Origin of the sequence: Nostoc sp. MG11, assembly GCF_014904695.1 — a bacterium.
Classification (GTDB): Bacteria; Cyanobacteriota; Cyanobacteriia; order Cyanobacteriales; family Nostocaceae; genus Komarekiella.
On sequence record NZ_JACXXN010000009.1, the window covers coordinates 99,063 to 116,972 of the forward strand.

14 protein-coding genes are annotated in these 17,910 nt (G+C 40.9%); 5 read left to right on the forward strand and 9 right to left on the reverse strand.

Annotated features, from left to right (window positions below):
* Positions 1-110: 110 nt before the first annotated feature.
* The 3 genes from pyrR to HCR01_RS15680 all read right to left on the reverse strand — a co-directional run bounded on the left by pyrR (position 111) and on the right by HCR01_RS15680 (position 2,295).
* Positions 111-647, reverse strand: a complete 537-nt coding sequence (pyrR, locus tag HCR01_RS15670) for a bifunctional pyr operon transcriptional regulator/uracil phosphoribosyltransferase PyrR (protein ID WP_193197150.1) — start codon at positions 645-647, stop codon at positions 111-113.
* Between the two features lie 154 nt (positions 648-801).
* Entirely contained in the window at positions 802-1,773 is a 972-nt protein-coding gene (gene cbiB / locus HCR01_RS15675; RefSeq protein ID WP_193197072.1) for an adenosylcobinamide-phosphate synthase CbiB, read from the reverse strand.
* 78 nt (positions 1,774-1,851) lie between these two features.
* Positions 1,852-2,295, reverse strand: a complete 444-nt coding sequence (locus HCR01_RS15680; protein WP_162394992.1) for an Rrf2 family transcriptional regulator — start codon at positions 2,293-2,295, stop codon at positions 1,852-1,854.
* Positions 2,296-2,696: 401 nt separating this feature from the next.
* Here HCR01_RS15680 and HCR01_RS15685 point away from each other — a divergent pair, with 401 nt between their 5' ends.
* Positions 2,697-3,110 (forward strand): AbrB family transcriptional regulator, encoded by a 414-nt coding sequence (locus HCR01_RS15685; RefSeq protein WP_193197073.1) that lies wholly within the window; start codon positions 2,697-2,699, stop codon positions 3,108-3,110.
* A gap of 42 nt (positions 3,111-3,152) precedes the next feature.
* On the opposite strand, the gene HCR01_RS15690 is transcribed toward HCR01_RS15685, so the two are convergent.
* Positions 3,153-5,114 (reverse strand): chloride channel protein, encoded by a 1,962-nt coding sequence (locus HCR01_RS15690; protein ID WP_193197074.1) that lies wholly within the window; start codon positions 5,112-5,114, stop codon positions 3,153-3,155.
* A 479-nt stretch (positions 5,115-5,593) separates the two neighbouring features.
* Between HCR01_RS15690 and HCR01_RS15695 the strand changes: the two genes are divergently transcribed.
* A complete protein-coding gene (locus HCR01_RS15695) occupies positions 5,594-5,977 on the forward strand; it encodes a hypothetical protein (protein ID WP_193197075.1) in 384 nt (127 codons plus the stop codon).
* Positions 5,978-6,234: 257 nt separating this feature from the next.
* Here HCR01_RS15695 and HCR01_RS15700 read toward each other — a convergent pair whose 3' ends face one another.
* The 5 genes from HCR01_RS15700 to HCR01_RS15720 all read right to left on the reverse strand — a co-directional run bounded on the left by HCR01_RS15700 (position 6,235) and on the right by HCR01_RS15720 (position 12,768).
* Complete coding sequence (locus tag HCR01_RS15700; protein WP_320073123.1) at positions 6,235-7,251, reverse strand: hypothetical protein; 1,017 nt, start codon at positions 7,249-7,251, stop codon at positions 6,235-6,237.
* Positions 7,252-7,577: 326 nt separating this feature from the next.
* Positions 7,578-9,197 carry an ArnT family glycosyltransferase gene (locus HCR01_RS15705; protein WP_193197076.1) on the reverse strand — a complete coding sequence of 540 codons (1,620 nt, stop codon included), beginning with the start codon at positions 9,195-9,197 and terminating at the stop codon, positions 7,578-7,580.
* A 658-nt stretch (positions 9,198-9,855) separates the two neighbouring features.
* The gene (locus HCR01_RS15710; protein WP_193197077.1) at positions 9,856-11,148 is read right to left on the reverse strand and encodes a recombinase family protein; all 1,293 of its coding nucleotides are present in this window, start codon (positions 11,146-11,148) and stop codon (positions 9,856-9,858) included.
* Positions 11,149-11,208: 60 nt separating this feature from the next.
* The gene (locus tag HCR01_RS15715; RefSeq protein WP_193197078.1) at positions 11,209-12,018 is read right to left on the reverse strand and encodes a hypothetical protein; all 810 of its coding nucleotides are present in this window, start codon (positions 12,016-12,018) and stop codon (positions 11,209-11,211) included.
* Positions 12,019-12,408: 390 nt separating this feature from the next.
* Positions 12,409-12,768 carry a VOC family protein gene (locus HCR01_RS15720; protein ID WP_193197079.1) on the reverse strand — a complete coding sequence of 120 codons (360 nt, stop codon included), beginning with the start codon at positions 12,766-12,768 and terminating at the stop codon, positions 12,409-12,411.
* Between the two features lie 188 nt (positions 12,769-12,956).
* Here HCR01_RS15720 and HCR01_RS15725 point away from each other — a divergent pair, with 188 nt between their 5' ends.
* The 3 genes from HCR01_RS15725 to thrC all read left to right on the forward strand — a co-directional run bounded on the left by HCR01_RS15725 (position 12,957) and on the right by thrC (position 17,908).
* A complete protein-coding gene (locus tag HCR01_RS15725; protein ID WP_193197080.1) occupies positions 12,957-13,391 on the forward strand; it encodes a hypothetical protein in 435 nt (144 codons plus the stop codon).
* A gap of 696 nt (positions 13,392-14,087) precedes the next feature.
* The gene (locus tag HCR01_RS15730; protein WP_193197081.1) at positions 14,088-16,418 is read left to right on the forward strand and encodes an adenylate/guanylate cyclase domain-containing protein; all 2,331 of its coding nucleotides are present in this window, start codon (positions 14,088-14,090) and stop codon (positions 16,416-16,418) included.
* A gap of 185 nt (positions 16,419-16,603) precedes the next feature.
* Entirely contained in the window at positions 16,604-17,908 is a 1,305-nt protein-coding gene (gene thrC, locus HCR01_RS15735; RefSeq protein ID WP_162394983.1) for a threonine synthase, read from the forward strand.
* The last annotated feature ends 2 nt before the right edge of the window (positions 17,909-17,910 follow it).

A 17,910-nucleotide genomic window follows, 5' to 3' on the forward strand; every position in this document is an offset into this window, starting at 1 on the left:
AGGTTTACTCGGAGTTACTACGGCCTCCTAACTTGAGAGTGCTGAGTGCTGAAGTGCGGTAGCGGGGCGTAGCCCATTATCAATTACGAATTATTTTGACTCCTCATCACTTAATCCCCAATCAACTCCACAGCATCTCGTCCATCCGAATCTTGTAAGTAAACCTTGACAATTTCTTCTTTAGCAGTAGGTAATTTCTTACCAATAAAATCTGGATGAATTGGTAATTCACGATGTCCTCTATCTACTAATACAGCTAAACGGATTAACTCTGGTCTACCGTAGTCGTTGACTGCATTTAAAGCAGCGCGAATCGTTCGTCCTTTGAAAATCACATCATCTACAAGCACAACCGTTTTTCCTGTGAGGTCAAAAGGAATATCGCTTTTCGCGGGAGTTCGCAAACCAATTTTGTCGAGGTCATCTCGATAAAACGTAATATCCAAAGCGCCGACTGACACACGTACACCCTCGAGTATCTCAATCTGACGCGCCAACAATTCGGCTAATAGCGCACCTCTGGTATAAACACCAAGAAGCACCAGTTGGGATAAATCACGTGTCCTTTCCACAATTTGGGAAGCAAGGCGAGTCAAAGTACGACGGATTTCTTCGGATGAGAGAATTTCAACTACTTTGGTAGACATAGTCATAGACGGATACCCCTGAATGGACTAGGGACTGGGGATTGGGGACTAGGGACTTTTAAGAGGGGAAAAGGTTAAAGGGATGCTTCTTGGTTTACTCTTTCCCCCTTTTGCCTTTCTTCAATCCCTAATACCCAATGCTCTATATTTATCATTACCTGTTTAGCAGTATTAAAAATATAGCGATCGCTACCACTAACCACAGCAAAAAACTATATCGAGTCAGTTGCAAAGCATTATAAATAGAAGTTGGGGTGATGGGATAAATTGCATCTCCTAGCAGTGGTTTTTGCTTAGCTATCCTGCCATACCAATTTGTACCTCCCATCTGCACGCCTAAAATAGCAGCATAGGCGCACTCACTCCAACCAGAATTAGGACTAGGATCGATAACTGCATCCCGGCGACAAATCCGCCAAACATGCATAGGCTTACCTGATAAAAGTGCCAGAGTCATAACTGTTAACCTACAAGGTAGCCAAGTCAAACAATCTTCTAACCGCGCACTAAACCATCCCAAATAAGTATAAGGTGCTTCCCGATAGCCCACCATTGAATCTAAAGTACTACTAGCTTTATATGCTAAAGCTAAAGGAACTGGCCCCACACCTGGCACAAAGACACCAACAATTGCATAAAACAGCGGAGCCATTACCCCATCGGTGGCATTTTCTGTAACTGTTTCTAAAATTGCTCGCAAAACTTCTGCTTCTGAGAGGTTTTGTGTATCTCGTCCAACATAATTACTTAAGATATTACGAGCCTCCTCAAGATGATTTGCTGTTAAAGGTTGTAAAACAGCAATTGCTGCTGCCCGCAAACTTCTACCAGCAAAACAACTAGCCAAGAGAATGCTTTCTAAAGCGATTCCCAACAGCGGATGCAGCCATCTGGCACTTTGAATTATAAAATAGCCAAAAACGCCGCTCCCAATTATTAGGACAATGCCTAGTACAATTCCAGCTATGCGTTGTGTTAAAGAATTCTGACACAATCGCCAAGAAAATTTGCTGAAGCGAGAAATTACCCATCCCATAACTTGCACTGGATGAGGCCAACCCCAAGGATCACCGATTAAATAATCTAAAAGTGCGGCAATGATTAAAATATAAATGTTATTAGTCATGAGTCAACAGTCAAGGGTCAACAGTCAAGGGTCAAGGGTCAATATTTGGACTCTGGACTATTGACTTTTGACCGATGACTAAACAACAAAACTAGCTTCTTCCCCTAGAGAAGCTTGCCAACTGCGAGCATCATAATAAAGGTCTGCCAGAGTAATACTGTATAAAGCCTCTTTGAGTTTTTGGTTGAGCCTCTGCCACAGGGTAAATGTTACCCAATCTTCAGCTTGTGCTGGTGCTGGTGTGTGATGGGGTAAATGGGTAATAGTTTCACCGACTGCTTCTAAAATTTGTCCTATAGATATTTGTGCAGGCTGTTGTGCCAATTGGTATCCACCAATGCTACCGCGAATTGATTTTACTAATCCAGCACGACGCATTTCTATTAGCAGTTTTTCTAAGTAGGGAGCAGGGATATCTTGACGTTTGGCGATCGCTCTGACAGATACAGGTCCATATTCTGGCTGTAAACTCAAATCTAGCAATGCCTTCACACTATAGTGTCCTCTGGTAGTTAGTTTCATTTTGGTAAGCTTTGTTATTTAGTCAAGAGTCAATACTCAATGGACAAAAACTCTTGGACTTTTGACTCTTCACTCTTGACTAAGGATCAGTTTTGCTTATCATTGTGTATTCCAATTATCATGCTCAGCAAGTAGAGTACCTTTTTAGGGTTAGTTTAAAAAACTTAAACAAATACAGTCTAGCAGTGATTCACAAACTATATATAGTTATCAGCATTGCCAGAATTATATAAAATACATTGTCTTAACAATATTAGTAATCAAGCAACAATTCTGTCTATCAGTGTAATATACTTGGCTAGGCTGAGATAAAAACTAAAAGACTCTGTTCTTGTTAGCTTAACGTCAGCTAAAATAAAATCGATTCCAACACTTCAAACATTCGTTTTCAACCTAAGTTGATGCCTAAACAGAAAAAAATTGAACCCCTCGTCGGTGAAGAACTGCTCAAAAAAGTCAAAGAGCTAGAGAACGAGAGCAAAGAAGACAAAGCCAAGAAGTGCGGCTACTATACCGTTACCAAAAATGGTATAGAGCGCGTTAATATGATGAAGTTCTTAAACGCCCTAATTGATGCCGAAGGCATTCAGTTAGACAGTGCGCCCAATGCCAACGGGCGTGGTGGACGCAGTGCTAGCTATAGAATTAGTGTGCAATCGAATGGTAACTTACTGATAGGTTCAGCTTATACGAAACAGATGAATCTCAAACCAGGAGATGAGTTTCTCATCACTTTAGGGAAAAAGCATATTCGTCTAAGGCAGGTAGACCCAGAAGATCAAGAAGGTGTCGAAGCTATAGAAGCTACAGCTTAATAAATAGTCAAGAGTCTAAAGTCCAAAGTCCAAAGTCCACAATCAAAGATTTTTTGACTCTTGACTCTTGACTCTTGACTCTTGACCCTTGACCCTTGACTCTTGACTAATAACTACATCTGTTGTGGGTAAAACTGGTAAATAGTAACGAAGCGCCTTACGCGTAACTGCTAAATTGCAAGTTAATGCAATTTGCTCTTTTTCTAATAGACCTAAAATGCGATCAGGATTGTCTCGTGATACTACTGGTAATTGATGCAAACCTCTAAGAGCCATGCGGTCTAAAGCTTCAGATAAGAGTTCATCTTGCCAAGCATAGAGGATTTCAGTGGTACAAATGTCTATGAGAGTCTGACTGGATAAATTATCCCCAATTTCTGTTGATGAATTTGAGTAAGTTTGCCAAAGAGAAAGAGCGCGGTTAATATCTTCCAGAGAAAGGATACCAACTAACTGATCGGCTTCATCAATTACTAAAGCACTCCGCACGCGATCGCGTGTCATTTCCACAGCTGCATCTAACACCCCCAACGTTGCAGATAACTTTTTTGGAGAAGAGTGCATGGCATCTTCTACCAAAATTTGTTGCACAATTTCCGCCTGTTCATCTTTCAATTCCGAAAGACCAATTTGCTGTAAATTAGAGTTAGAATTAAAAGTCGGCTTAATCCGCTCCACTAGCCAAACACTCAGACCCACAGCTGCCATCAACGGTAAAACAATACGGTAGTCACGAGTTAATTCAAACAGCATTAAAATTGCCGTTAATGGTGCTCTAACACTGGCAGCTAGGACTGCTGCCATTCCCACCATTGCATAAGCTGGGGGAGCTGCCATTTGCTCACCAATTACCGGAAAGACTAAAGCCAAAATTTTGGCGTAAGCCGATCCAAAAGAAGCACCCAGAAACATCGCTGGTGCAAACAAACCGCCAACAAAACCACTACCTGTACTAATAGCAGTCATCAGTAGTTTTAGCACCAACAGCTCAACCAATAATAAGAGCGAGAACTGTACATCTTGAAGCATTGCTTCCACAGTTTCATAACCGACACCTAAAATTTGCGGAAAAAGTAAAGCAACTGCACCCACGATGACGCCGCCAATAATGGGATGAATCGGCTGAGGAATTCGTCCCAAAAAGTCAAAACCCGCAACCTTTCCACCAAAGCAGGCTTTTGCCAAACGAATTGATTGTGTATAAGCTAGAGAAACTAGACTAGCCCCTAAACCCAAACCAAGATAAAGGGGTAATTCCAAAGGACTGCGAACTTGGTAAACAGGTAAAGCAAAAGCAGGTTGTGCCCCCAAACCAATTTGAGCAATTAATGCCGCCACCACAGCTGCTAGCAGCACCACACTCACAGCAGAAGTAGCGAAGGATGTAGTTCCCATCACCACCTCTAGTGCAAAGAATACTCCCGCAATCGGAGCATTAAATCCAGCAGCTAATCCAGCAGCAGCACCAGCACCTAAAAGCAATCGCCGTCGTTCTTGAGATACTTGTAGTATTAGAGATAATAACATCCCAAAATTGGCACCAATTTCTACACTTGGCCCCTCTGGTCCTAAAGAAGCACCGCTTCCCAAGGAAACAGATGCAGCCAGCATCTTCGTTACTGGTCGCAGTGGTCGCTTTATTTCTGTTCCTTGGGAGGCGGCGATGAGAGATGAAAGTCCAGGCCCAAAGTCTTGAGTGCGCCAGCGCATCAAGCCAACAATGAGTCCGCCAAGGGTAGGAACGCAGGCTAAAGTCCAAGCACCCCAACCACCAATCTGGCCCATCAAAGTTTCCAGCATCAGGTGGTGAATCAGCTGGATTAAATAGTGAAAAGTAACTATACCCATACCAGTACCACCGCCAATTAGCATGGCTAAAAACAGCACTACGGTTTCTGGTGATGGTTGAAAACGGTTAATTAGCTGAGCTAAACGCGCAGAAGGTGTAGGAAAGGCAGGTTGTTCCGTTACCTTCCTCAGTTCAGTGGGAGGCAAGAGAGTCATCGAGAGGCGGGGTAAATGTAAGAAAAAATTTAAGTTTTTATCTGTTACTTCTCATTGTGAGCCATTATTTAGCAACCAGACAAGTAGACTTTATTTGCTTGATTTACAAAGCTTTAGCAAAAAATGTCATTGTGCAAAATTTTTGTGGTGAGAACGGTTAAATGGGAGAGAATTAATAATTAAGGGTTAGCGATCGCTCTCCTAGATGCAAGTGAGCTTCGACTCTATTCTCTGTAAACAAAATACAATATTTGCGAGCTGAGTGGACGCACGATAGACAAGCATTAAAGGAGAGTCATCCTTAGCTAAATCTAGCTATACTCGTGTTGTAACTATTGAGCTATCCTTAATTAGGAATGCAAATTTATGTGTGATTTATGGCTCATATCAAACCATACTTAGCGATTTACTAAATATTGATTGGAATTCAATATAGCTATTGTTATAGAGCGAATAAATGGACTAGGCGGACAAGGTAAATGAATACACACACCTTTGATAATCATTATGTTACTTGCCCAATTTGCCAGAGAAATGCTACGCCCAAACCAGTCAAGACGTGCATTGGCTTGTTTACCTGTCCGTATTGCCAGGAACGTCTAGTAGTTTGTCAAAGTGGTCATTACGTTCGTGACCCATTTACCTGGAGACAGATGATGATTGCTTCGGCGCTACGTCGTCAAAGCCGACCCCTAGCTAGGATTATAAGAGATTTTGTCTTACTCAAGCGTCCTATGGTAGCCCTAGCTGTTGGAAGTGCCATTTTCTTTAGTATGATTGCTATTACCCAGGAAAGCACAAGCTACGATCGCCAAGTTTTTCCCATAGAGCAAATTAAAGAAGTAGGGGAAAAATCTCCATAAGTTTACACCCTGTTATAACTAAATCTTACATTACTGTCAGTACTATTATAACAAAACATACTTATGTTTCACCGTGTTCTATTTGTTTGAGGCAAATAAAACACGGTTTGGGGTAAATATGTATTGCTGTATTCTCTGAATAGAGTTTTTCTTTCGTACAAATAGACCACAGTAGGGTGGGCATTACAATGCCCACCCTACGAGTTTAGCTATTTTTTAAAATCTCATGCAATTTGAAGGTCGATATACAAGGGCATCTATAATGTACTATCTGGGAATACTTGAGGTGAAAACATTCCCCACAATGACTCGTAGTAAGGGATAAAATAAGCAGCCTGTTGTGGTTCTAGACGAGAGCGGATCTCATTGCCAAGCAAGTGAATCAATTGCCGCACCAATTCCCAACGTACCTTCAATCGAGGGTACAGCATCACACACAGCGGAAATAGTTCTTGTTGTATGGCACTAATGTTGTTCTCCAAAACACAGACCCACAGATAGACTTGGAACATTTCGGTATCACGAATACTCGAAATTTTTATATTAGTGTCACTTAAACGACCTGTATGGCAATGATAAGCAGGATATAACTCCATTACCCGTTCTACAATCTTGGTTGCAATCTCAGTGCATAACGGCAAGAGTTGCTGGACTGCTTTTAATGGTGGCGCGTTGTAAGCATGTTGTCCTGCTGCATGGTAAGCACGCTGAAGCGGCATGTAAAGATGGTCATCAATCACTTTGAAGTAAGCACTGAGCAATAGTTGCTGTGCTGGTGGTGTCAAGTTTAGCAGCATTTGTCCGCTGTAGTGGAATTGCATACTAATAAACCCAATGACTCTAGGATCATCTGCTATGTATTTCTGCCGAATATGTCCTAAATCCGATGCAATCCATGTAGAAAACTTCGGTGGGGGAATCTGTTGAGCATAAGCTGATAGCGCAGTTTGATAAATCTGGTGAGCATCTTTTGTTACTGCCCACGGATCAATGAATTGAGGGTCAATTTGATGCCGAATTACCTCTTGAGATAGAAGTGCTTCCGTTCTTGCCCACGCTTCAAGACTCGTAGTTCGGAGTGTCTGCATTAACGTTTTTGCAATCTCAGTTGCCATTTCACTTCGGTTGAGGGCTTCGGTCAAATCATCCTGTTCAGCTAGCTTTCGCAAATACTTCTTCGCCCACGCTTCTGAAAATTTTTGATTTGCTCCGGTTTCAACAAGTTCTTCTGGTTTATCTGAAAATGATGCAATATTTTGTAAATTTATCAACACCTGATTTCTCTATCTAATGAAATATTTCTTAGTCTTTTCCAGCATAGAAAAATCAATCTCGCTATAAAAACCGCAAGATTACGGGGTTTATCATCTCTTCAAACTAAAATCCTGGAGCTTTTACAAACTAGCGAAAAAGAATCAAACTTTCTGGAAAAAGACGATCGCTACCATAACATCCAATATTCGGATAAGCCTAACAATTTTCCTTGTGGTCTGGGCAAAGGGTAAGGAGTAAAAGTAAATTCCAGCCTTTTCCCTTTCCCCCTTAACCGCAAGGTATTGCCAAAACAATGCTCAAATTTTGGATGTTACAACTTGACTTTCTACAGTCGATTAGTATCTTTTGTAACTAGTTTCCAACCTTCAGCTTGGTCAATTAGCTTCATTGACTCTAGTTGGAGATTGTTTGCAGTAGATGCATTTAGTAAGAAGTAGGGTTGTCCGCTGTAGTGCCAATAATATTTCAGTTCACCTGGAGATGCGGGAATGATAGTGCGATCACTATAAAAATCCAACGAGGGACGATGATAGGGAAAAGATGTGTAAATCTTTTTCACAGCTGGATTTGCCTGCACGATCATGGCGGCAACTGGTTTAACTGGATAAGCTTTACTTAATTCCCAAACCCAGTAGTTGGATTTCATCAACAGCAGTAGCGAAAGATAACTTCCCCAAAACAAAATTTTCAGGAATTGTCCGTCACCTCGCTCTGCCAAAATAGCTGCTAAGGTCATAGTTAAAGCTATTGCTGCAAAAATCAACTGTAAGTCAGTTTTTGGTGCTGTACCCCAACTGAAATACATACTACCAGCAGAAGCAGCCACAGCAAGTATTGCTAAACCAGCTACCCAAGTACGAGGGTACGATGACAGTAAAGGTGAATTTTCCGTCTCTGTTAATTGGATACCAAAACCTAAGGCTAAGCTAGGGTAAATCGGGAATATGTACCAGGCAAATTTGGTACTCATGAAAGAAATTGCCAGCAGATAAACACCACTCCACACTAGTACGAGTTTTGCCCAGCTGAGGTTGCGATTTTCCCAGGTTAAACGTACAGTTTGCGGTAAAAACACTAGCCATGGCCATGTCCATTTTAGAAGTTCGATGACATAGTACCAGGGTGGTTGAGGATTCTTTTCGATGACGGTGCCGATTCTGTTTAAGGATTGATTTACAATGCCGTCTTCGACAAAAGTATAACCATAATGGATCAGTTGGGCGCTATACCAAGAAGCCACAGGCAGAATGCCGATGAAGATTGCCAGCCAAAAATAATAACTGGTAAGTAGTCGTGGTGTGTCCCAAAACAAAAATACGATCGCGATCGCACCTAGCAATCCGCCTAACAGTCCTTGAGTTAGACAAATCAACCCAAAACTGACACCAACACCAAGGCAATAACGTAAATCCCGGCGTGATCGTAATACACACAACATCATCAACATCAAAAAACTTACCACCGCTCCATCTAACATTGCCAAACGCCCATGACGTACGACAGGTAGCATTGTTAGGTAAATCAAGGCGCTATAAATAGCCGCCCAGCGTTGGCGAAATATCTCTCGACCAATGCAATACAGTAAAGGTACTGATATAGCTGTTAAAATTGCTCCAGGTAAGCGTGTTGTTCCTTCATTCATGCCTCCTAGAGAATAAGCCCAAGCAATTAGCAAATGCATCAGGGGCGGCTTGTTGTGATACGGTTCGCCTCCTAGGGTTGGGTAAAGCCAACGCATTGAGCCTTCTGGAGCACGCCAAATTTCACGAGCAACCTGGGCCACAGTGCCTTCATCCCAATCTCGCAGCGGTAATCCTCCAAGATTGATGCTAAATAGTAAAACTGCCGCTAAAAGCAGTACTACCAACCATACCCAATCAATCCATTTACCAACCGTGCGATGCTGTCTCTCTAGATGACCCCAAACAAAGCTTCCTTCTTGCATATTCTATGATAATCATTTTGCTTGCTGGTTTGATTACAAGAGACTAGAACGAATCTCCTATGTTGCCACCCAATAACAACCTGTGTTCTTAACAATTGCTAGTTTTTAAGGTTAACTCAATTTTTTCTAATTGGTGCTAACTTTTTGAGAAATTTATCTTAGTTATTTGTCTAGTTATTTAACAAGGATTTTTTGAGATTTTTGATAAAAACAATACAAGTAGAAACTATTGAATCACTTGTTGAAGAGTGTGTAAGTTAACCAATTTTTATTTTAGATGTAGCATTTAGTTTAACTTTTTTTTACTTAATTTTAAATTTGCTAGTGTCAATCAATAAACAAAAAAATCTAACAAGTTTATCCTGCAAGGTAACTTGGCTAAGGCTTCATCATTATATCACTCATTCCCAAACCAGACCTCTGCGTTGCATCATAGTTAAAGTATTTTTGGCGATATAAAGATAGTAATTTTGATTACATTTTAGTCAAAAGTTTTGCTGCCGATTTCAGGTAAAAATACAAATACCGACAGTAGTCCAGAAGTCAAATAAATTACGAATATAAAGTAAAAAAACTAACTGAGATCTAATATTTTTTTAATAACTAGTAAAAATCGAAAATTTGCGAGATGTTGAATCAGTTAGTGGTCAATTAGCAATTAAAAAATAAAGATTACTTGCAAATACCATTTTTTATCCTGACGAATAATCTCAATTTGCCTGATGAATTCTCGAAAGTAAAATCGTCGCTCTGCTTCCGACAGGTCTAACCAAAATTGTGGGATAGAAACAGCTTGAGCAACAGAACGTAAGTTTACAGGTGGGAAAGTTGCCAGCTTAGCTTGCAGTACAGAAATTTCTGTGCGGAGTTTGTAAGCCCTTAATTTTGCTGTTTCAGTATCCAAAATTTCTGTTTCGACTAAAGTGGGTAACTGAGCAAGTATTTCTTGCTGACGAGCGATCGCTTCACTTAAACTATTCTTGACTGCATCTAGTTGAGGAAAATTCATTCCTGCCACTGCTAACGGTAAGTCACGGCAAACCGTTTCAATTGTGTGTTCCAAAACTTCTTGGTAAGGAATGGCACGACATTTAGGATGTTTGGGACAGCTAATTGAACGTAAATAAAGATACTCTTTGTCTTGGTTTCGTTGAGTGACGCTGGTAACTACCAAATGTGACTGACACTCATCACAGATAACCAACCCAGCTAGAGAACGTGGCGCACTAGCAGTGCGAGATGGTAAACGGCTGTTACGGCGCAAAAGTCGGTCAATTTGAGCAGCTTCTTCTTTAGAAATTATCGGAACATGGGTATTGGAGAGAATTTCACCATTGTGATAAGCTGTATCGCCCCGATAGACTGGATTCGTCAGCCAACGCCGTCCAGTGGTTACAGAGATTTTCTTGCCATATTTTTTCGCCAGATAACGGACTGAACCCCGCAGAGAACCATAGAGTAAAAAGTGTTCAAAAAAATCTTTGACCACTGGCGAAGTACTGCGGTCAATAGTATATTTTCCTTTACCTCTGCGGTAGCCATAGGGAACTTTACCAGGCGGAGGTGCAGCATCAAGCCGATTGCGGGCATGTCCTTGGCGGATGCGACGACTGCGTTGCTGACGTTGAACTTCGTGTAGCAAATTCAGCAATTCGCTGCGGAGATCCGAGTTTTCAGATGTGTATGATTGTTCAGTGGCAATTACTATGACTCCCATCGCTTCGAGTTGATTTAAGCGATCGCTCACTTCATCTACAGTGTCCCCCAATTCTTCCAAGCGACGAATTAGCAGATAATCTACTGGTTCAGTTTGGCAGTCCGTGAATAATTGTTCTAATTGCGATCTATTGCCCAAATCTTGATAAACACAATCCACCTCCCATCCCCAATTAGTCTGCTCAAAAGATGGTTCTAGTAGAGGGTCACTGTAAGTGTAAGCAATGATTTTCATTTGTCATTCGGTTAGACGCCTCCTCTTCTCTCACTCTCAAACACAACCCTATCAGGCGAATTAGATGCGTCTGTCCTTATCTATCATCCGCGCTCCCAGTAAAGTTATAGCTACTAGCATTGCCATCCCGCTTGCTGTAACGGCGACCGCAGTGTTTTGCTGGCTAGTAATGTTGTTAAAAACAATACCGATTAGCGCCCAAATAATTGCCAAGCCACAATACCAATTTCCTCTACTCAGGAAAGTTATAATAGTACCGAAAATCCCAGCAACAATTACCGTCATGATGGAGAAGTTCTCCTGTGATAGTCCGAAATAGTCGAACCCAGAGGCTTCCAGTGCTTGGGATATAACGGCGAAAGTCGCAATTGATTCCCATCCTGTGAAGACACTAACAGGGAGAGCCACAAACCAGCGCTCAGCGTTTGTGAGTGAAGCACGTCGGCGAACTACCTCAACGAAAGCATTGCCAATAGTAAACAAGACGAAGATAATCAGCACGACACTAAGCCAATTTACCCCATGAAGTTGGTTATCGATCTCCCACAGCGTGCTGCCAAAGAAAGCTGTGGCAGTGAAAAAGCCGATGCTGCGAAGAAACGGGTCGTTGCGCCGACTTGGTAGGGACTGATAAACAGAATAGCCGATGCAAGTTACGAAGATGAACAACCAGATAAAGAAAGTGTAGGTAGCAGGAGTGGCGGGCGTTTCGACTATATCGGAGCGTGTCCAAATAGGCTGACCAATTCCGGCGATATCTGCAAAGAAGGGTGAAACTGCCTGAGCGATCGCAAATACGATGTTTAGGACTTGCCGTAGTTGATCGCGAAATGTATTAACAGGAGTGTCAGTTTCAAAGTCGATAGTCATATCGTCTCCTAACTTTCTCACAAGTTTATACCAATAAATTTTAGGCGATAGATGCAGGTATTTGCTCCTTTTCAAGTATTAAAGTTCTAGTGGTAAGCGATGGTGTACCCGCCCACAGTAGGCATCGCAAAAACTCTTTGATTTTCGACCAAGAGTTCTCAATTGGTAAAAAATCAGGAGAATCAGGTGATAAATATACCAATCTGGCTCAAATGGTACTCTTGTAAAGCCAAAACATTTGCGGTTTAAGCCCTTTGCAATTGCTTGCGTAATTCATGCCGGAATTTTGTTATTAAGGGGTAAGTTTTCGGGCGGGGCATGAACCAAAAAATCTAAAATTCGCAGTCAAGAGTTATTAATTCTCTCCCTGCCTCATTCCTTCACTTCCCATCACTGCTGACTCAGCTCGATAATATTTCCATCAGGGTCTTGGGTGAAGAGGGCGGCGCGACCGGAGGCGCTAGCTTGAATGCGATAATTGTGATTGAGTAACTCTAATTTGGCGGTGTCTAAGTCAGCAACAGAGAAAGCTATGTGGGGGTTGCGTCCCCATTTTTCGTTTGGGTTTTCGGTGGGTACGGTGGTTGCGACAATCAAGTGAATTTGATAGTTGCCGACTTGATACCATGCACCAGAGTATTTTAAGGAGCGATCTATTTTGGATAGTCCTAATACTTTGCCATAAAAGTGTTCGGAGCGTTCTAAGTCAGTAACGAGAATGGCTGTATGAAGGCTCTGGGTAATCTGCATTATCAGTAAGATGCGATCGGGTTTATTTAGATTTTGACCTAATTTGAACCACTAAGGAGAGAGTGGAGAAGTGGAGGGGTAGCGAACCACAAGAGGAATAAATACTGATTCTTGACCCTTGACAAATGACTAATGACCAATGACCAATAAAATACTTTGGCGCTGTCAATTAATAACGAGGATAAATTATGGATGCTAAATTAAATCTTACAGAAATCAATGTCTCACGCGAAATTCTGCAAGATTACGAGCCAGCAGTACATGCATTGGATAATTTGGCAATGCATAATGGCAACCTAGAACGCTCTTTCCAGGATTTATGGACAGAAAAAAATGGGCAACCGCTTATGCAGCAAGGTAAATCTCTCTGGCAAGTAACACTAAAGGTACTGCGTCAGGAACTCTGTGGCGATGATGGCTTTCGCGGTCAACTTAAAGACTACACAAAGAATCCAGGGAGTGCGTCTTTGCTGACAGGTTTGATTGTTTCCCTCGTGGGTTTAGCAACGGCGAACGGCTTGCCGATTGATCCAGCGATCGCTACTGTTATTGTTTTATATATCCTTAAAATCGGATTGAATATTTTTTGCGAATATACCGAACCAAACGTGCAGACCAGCTAGCATAACGATTGCGAGCTTTGGGGGTTGATCCAGATCAAGTATAAGATGCGATCGCAATCCTGTGATATTCTACTATTCAAGCTGGTTTAGATGCTCAACATTTGCATTTTGACATTCAGTCAAGTAACTTTATTCTCTGTTTTGTAGAATATTGAGAGATGCGATCGCCTACGGCGGGCGGGTACGCCATCGCTTGCTTCTAATAAATAATCGGTAGGTTGGGAAAATTTAAGTCAAATATTCTGAATACTATTTTTAACCAAGAACTGCTGACTGAGTGTAAAAATTTATTCACTTGCCAACAATTAATAACAAATATAAAATACTGATTTGATTATATTAATCTACTTAATTTATATCAGATAGACCTTTGAAATTGCTTGTAGTACTTTTAACCAAACATACTTATCTGAGAATAATAAAAATTGCACACTTAATCAATCAATATTAACTTCAGTAATACAACTGAGTATTAACAAATTCTATAAATTCTACCCAGACAGGCTTGTATATTGATCAAATATTTGAAAGAATCATCAAAAGTACTAAATCTTTAATTATTAGTCCTACTCCTGAATCCTGAGTTTTCAGTGGAGTAATGGTGTGATAGGGCAACAGGTTGAAGTTTTCTCTCTCCTTCTTATATCCTCTGATCATTATTTTCAAGCAAAGTCTAAAGCTTATTCCCACATCGCAATGAAATACCAAGTACTAAATCGGATTTTTAACAAACCTTCTTTTCCACGTAAGTTTGAACGCTTGGAACTGGATGATAATTTCTGCATCGTAGATACATCCGAGCAAGTACAACGGTTTGCTGATCGCCCCAAAGAAGTGATGCGAGGAAAAGATGTTCGACTAAGTTTTCCTGAGTTTATTGGACTTGAAGATATTCTAAAATCTATTCTACAAGGAAAACAAGAACTATTTGAATTACAAGGTATCGGACGATGTAATGATGATAAATCCAATGTATATATGGATATATATATCATCGGCGAACAGTATACAAAGGAATCTGGCAATAGATTAATCATCCTAATTGAAGATGTTACTGACAGGATGGCTTTACAACAAAAGTTAGCACAACGAGCTAATGAAGCACGTATGCTATCAAGTGCCTTAATGTCATATAAAAATTATATGGATAAAGTTATCCTTTCAATGGCAGATGCCTTACTGGTAACAAATAGTTTAGGAAAAATAAAAAAAGTAAATCATGCTGCCCAAAAGTTATTTGGTTTTAATAAAGAAGAATTAATTAATCAACCAATATCACTGATAATTGATGATGAGCAAGGATTAATAAAAGTAATTCAACAATATGCTTCTTTTAAAAAATATTCTCAGAATTTAGAGCTAGTTTGTAGAACAAAAGCAAAAGAAAAGTTATTAGTTGCTTTTTCCTGTTCTGTGATTCATAAAAAAATAGAAGGTTTAGAAGATATTGTTTATATTGGTCGAGATATTACTACTCGTTTAAATCGTGAACAGCGTACTTATGCTCAGTATAGTATAACCCGTATATTATCAGAATCCCAGAGCATAAAGCAGGCAATTCCGCAAATTCTACAATCAATTTGTCAAAGTTTAGGATGGGATTTAGGTGAACTTTGGACACCAAATCAATACATCAGTCAATCAGTTACAGGGCACAGTATTAATGCAATACTGAGGTGTGTAGAAATTTGGTCAAGTCGAATAATTTCTGTTAGAGAGTTTAAAGCAATTACTTGGCAAACTACTTATACTCCTGGTGTTGGTTTACCTGGTCGGATTTGGACACGACGTTCCCCCCTTTGGATTAGCGATATCACAGAAGATGGTGACTTACAGCGATCGCAACCCGCAGCCGAAGCTGGATTGCACGCAGCATTTAGCTTCCCCATCCTCGATGATCATGAAATCTTAGGGGTGATGGTTTTCTTTAGTCGAGAGATCCAACGAAAAGATACAGACTTATTACAAATGATGGGTTCTATTGGTAGCCAAATTGCCCAGTTTATCAAACGCAAACAAGCAGAAGATGCCCTTGTAGAAAGTGAAGAAAGATATCGAGATTTATTTGAAAATGCTAATGACTTGATTCAATGTGTTAATGCATCTGGTCATTTTTTATATGTCAATCGTGCGTGGCGAGAAACTTTGGGATATAGCGAAGCTGAAATTAGTCAGATGAATCTCTTTGATATCATACATCCCCATTTTCAACAGCAATGTCGTCAAAAATTTTATCGTTTGCTTTCAGGTGAAAAGCTGGAACAAGTTCAAACTGCATTCCTTACCAAAGATGGCCAAACAATTTTTCTAGAAGGTAACATTAACTGTAAATTTGTAGAAGGTCATCCAGTTGTTACTCGTGGCATTTTTCGCAATATTACTCAGCGACTAGCAGCAAAGAAAGTAATACATTATCAACAACAACAAACTGAACGCTTGTTATTGAATATTTTGCCAGGAGTAATCGACCATCGCCTGAAAGAACAACTAGGTAGTATTGCTGAAGATTTTGCTGATGTCACAGTTTTGTTTGCAGATATCATCGACTTGACTGAGATTGCTGCTTCTATGAGTGCGATTCAACTGGTAAACTTACTCAATTCAATTTTCTCAGCTTTTGATCACCTTACTGAACAATATGGTTTAAAAAAGATCAAGACTATTGACGATGCTTATATGGTAGTGGGTGAGCATGCCCAAGCGATCGCCCAAATGGCACTGCATATACAAAAAGCAATTGCTCTCTTCAATGCCGAGAATCATCAAAACTTTAGTATTTGTATTGGCATTCATAGCGGTAGCGTAGCAACTAAAGTAATTAAAGACAAAAATGATACTTATGTTCTAAGCGCAAATATTGTGAGTATCGCTAATTGCATGCAATTTAAAGGAATCGCTGACAAAATACAGGTAACACAAGACACTTATAATCGCTTGCGTGACGAATTTTTATTTGAAAAGCGAGGCGAAATAGAAGTTAAAGGTAAAGAGAAAATGACAACTTATCTGTTAACTGGACAGAAGTGAAGAGAGTGGGGGAGTAGGAACAGGGGCGAGTAATTGCTTCTTTATTTGTTCAGGCATAGACCTTAGTCTACTCTCTAAATTTGCCAAAAACATACCCGACTATTTTTATCGGGTATATTTGACTAGTATTTTGGCTCGTGTTACTATCAGGCGACAGTCGCCAGACAAACAGGGAAAGCTAGTTTATGACTCAAGCAGTAACGACCCAAAACCAAACCACCACTGCCACCTTTCAAGCCTTGAAGTGTAAGGAATGTGGTGCGGAATATGAACTCAAAGCCATCAATGTTTGTGAGTTATGCTTTGGGCCGTTAGAAGTCAAGTATGACTACAATGCTCTACGTCTCACCGTCACTCGTGAAACAATCCAAGCTGGGCCAAATTCTATTTGGCGCTATCGCCCCTTTTTGCCTGTTGCAACTGACAATGTTATAGATGTGGGAACAGGTATGACTCCCTTAGTTCGTTCCCACCGCCTCGCCCGTCGCCTGGGTTTAAACAAGCTTTATATAAAAAATGATGCTGTTAATATGCCCACCCTCAGCTTTAAGGATCGGGTGGTGTCAGTCGCCCTCACCCGTGCGCGAGAGTTGGGTTTTTCCACGGTTTCTTGTGCTAGCACAGGTAACTTGGCAAATTCTACAGCTGCCATTGCCGCCCACGCCGGTTTAGACTGCTGTGTTTTTATCCCCGCAGATTTGGAAGCTGGCAAAGTTCTGGGTAGCTTGATATATAGTCCGACTCTCATGTCTGTAAAGGGCAACTACGATCAAGTAAATCGCCTGTGTTGTGAAGTTGCCAATACATACGGATGGGGTTTTGTCAATATAAATCTGCGCCCTTACTACTCTGAAGGTTCCAAGACGCTGGGCTTTGAAGTTGCAGAACAACTGGGTTGGCAGCTACCTGACCATATCGTTGCTCCTTTAGCTTCCGGTTCACTCTTTACCAAAATTTACAAAGGTTTCCAAGAATTTGTCGAAGTTGGTTTAGTAGAAGGTAAGAATGTCCGTTTCAGCGGCGCTCAGGCTGAAGGCTGTTCCCCCATCGCTCAAGCATTCAAAGAAAATAGCGACTTTATTAAACCAGTAAAACCGAATACAATTGCTAAGTCGATCGCGATCGGTAATCCAGCAGACGGTATTTATGCTGTAGAGATAGCTAAGAAAACTAACGGTAATATTGAATCAGTCAATGATGCAGAAATTATTGAAGGCATCAAGCTACTGGCAGAAACCGAAGGCATCTTCACAGAAACAGCTGGTGGTACAACTGTAGCTGTGCTGAAAAAATTGGTAGAAGCTGGCAAGATTGATCCAGACGAAACTACCGTGGTTTACATCACTGGCAATGGTTTGAAAACCCAAGAAGCAGTCCAAGGCTATATTGGCGAACCTTTGACAATTGACGCCAAACTCGATAGTTTTGAACGTGCCCTAGAGCGATCGCGTACATTAGATCGCTTGGAATGGCAACAAGTCCTTGTTTAGAA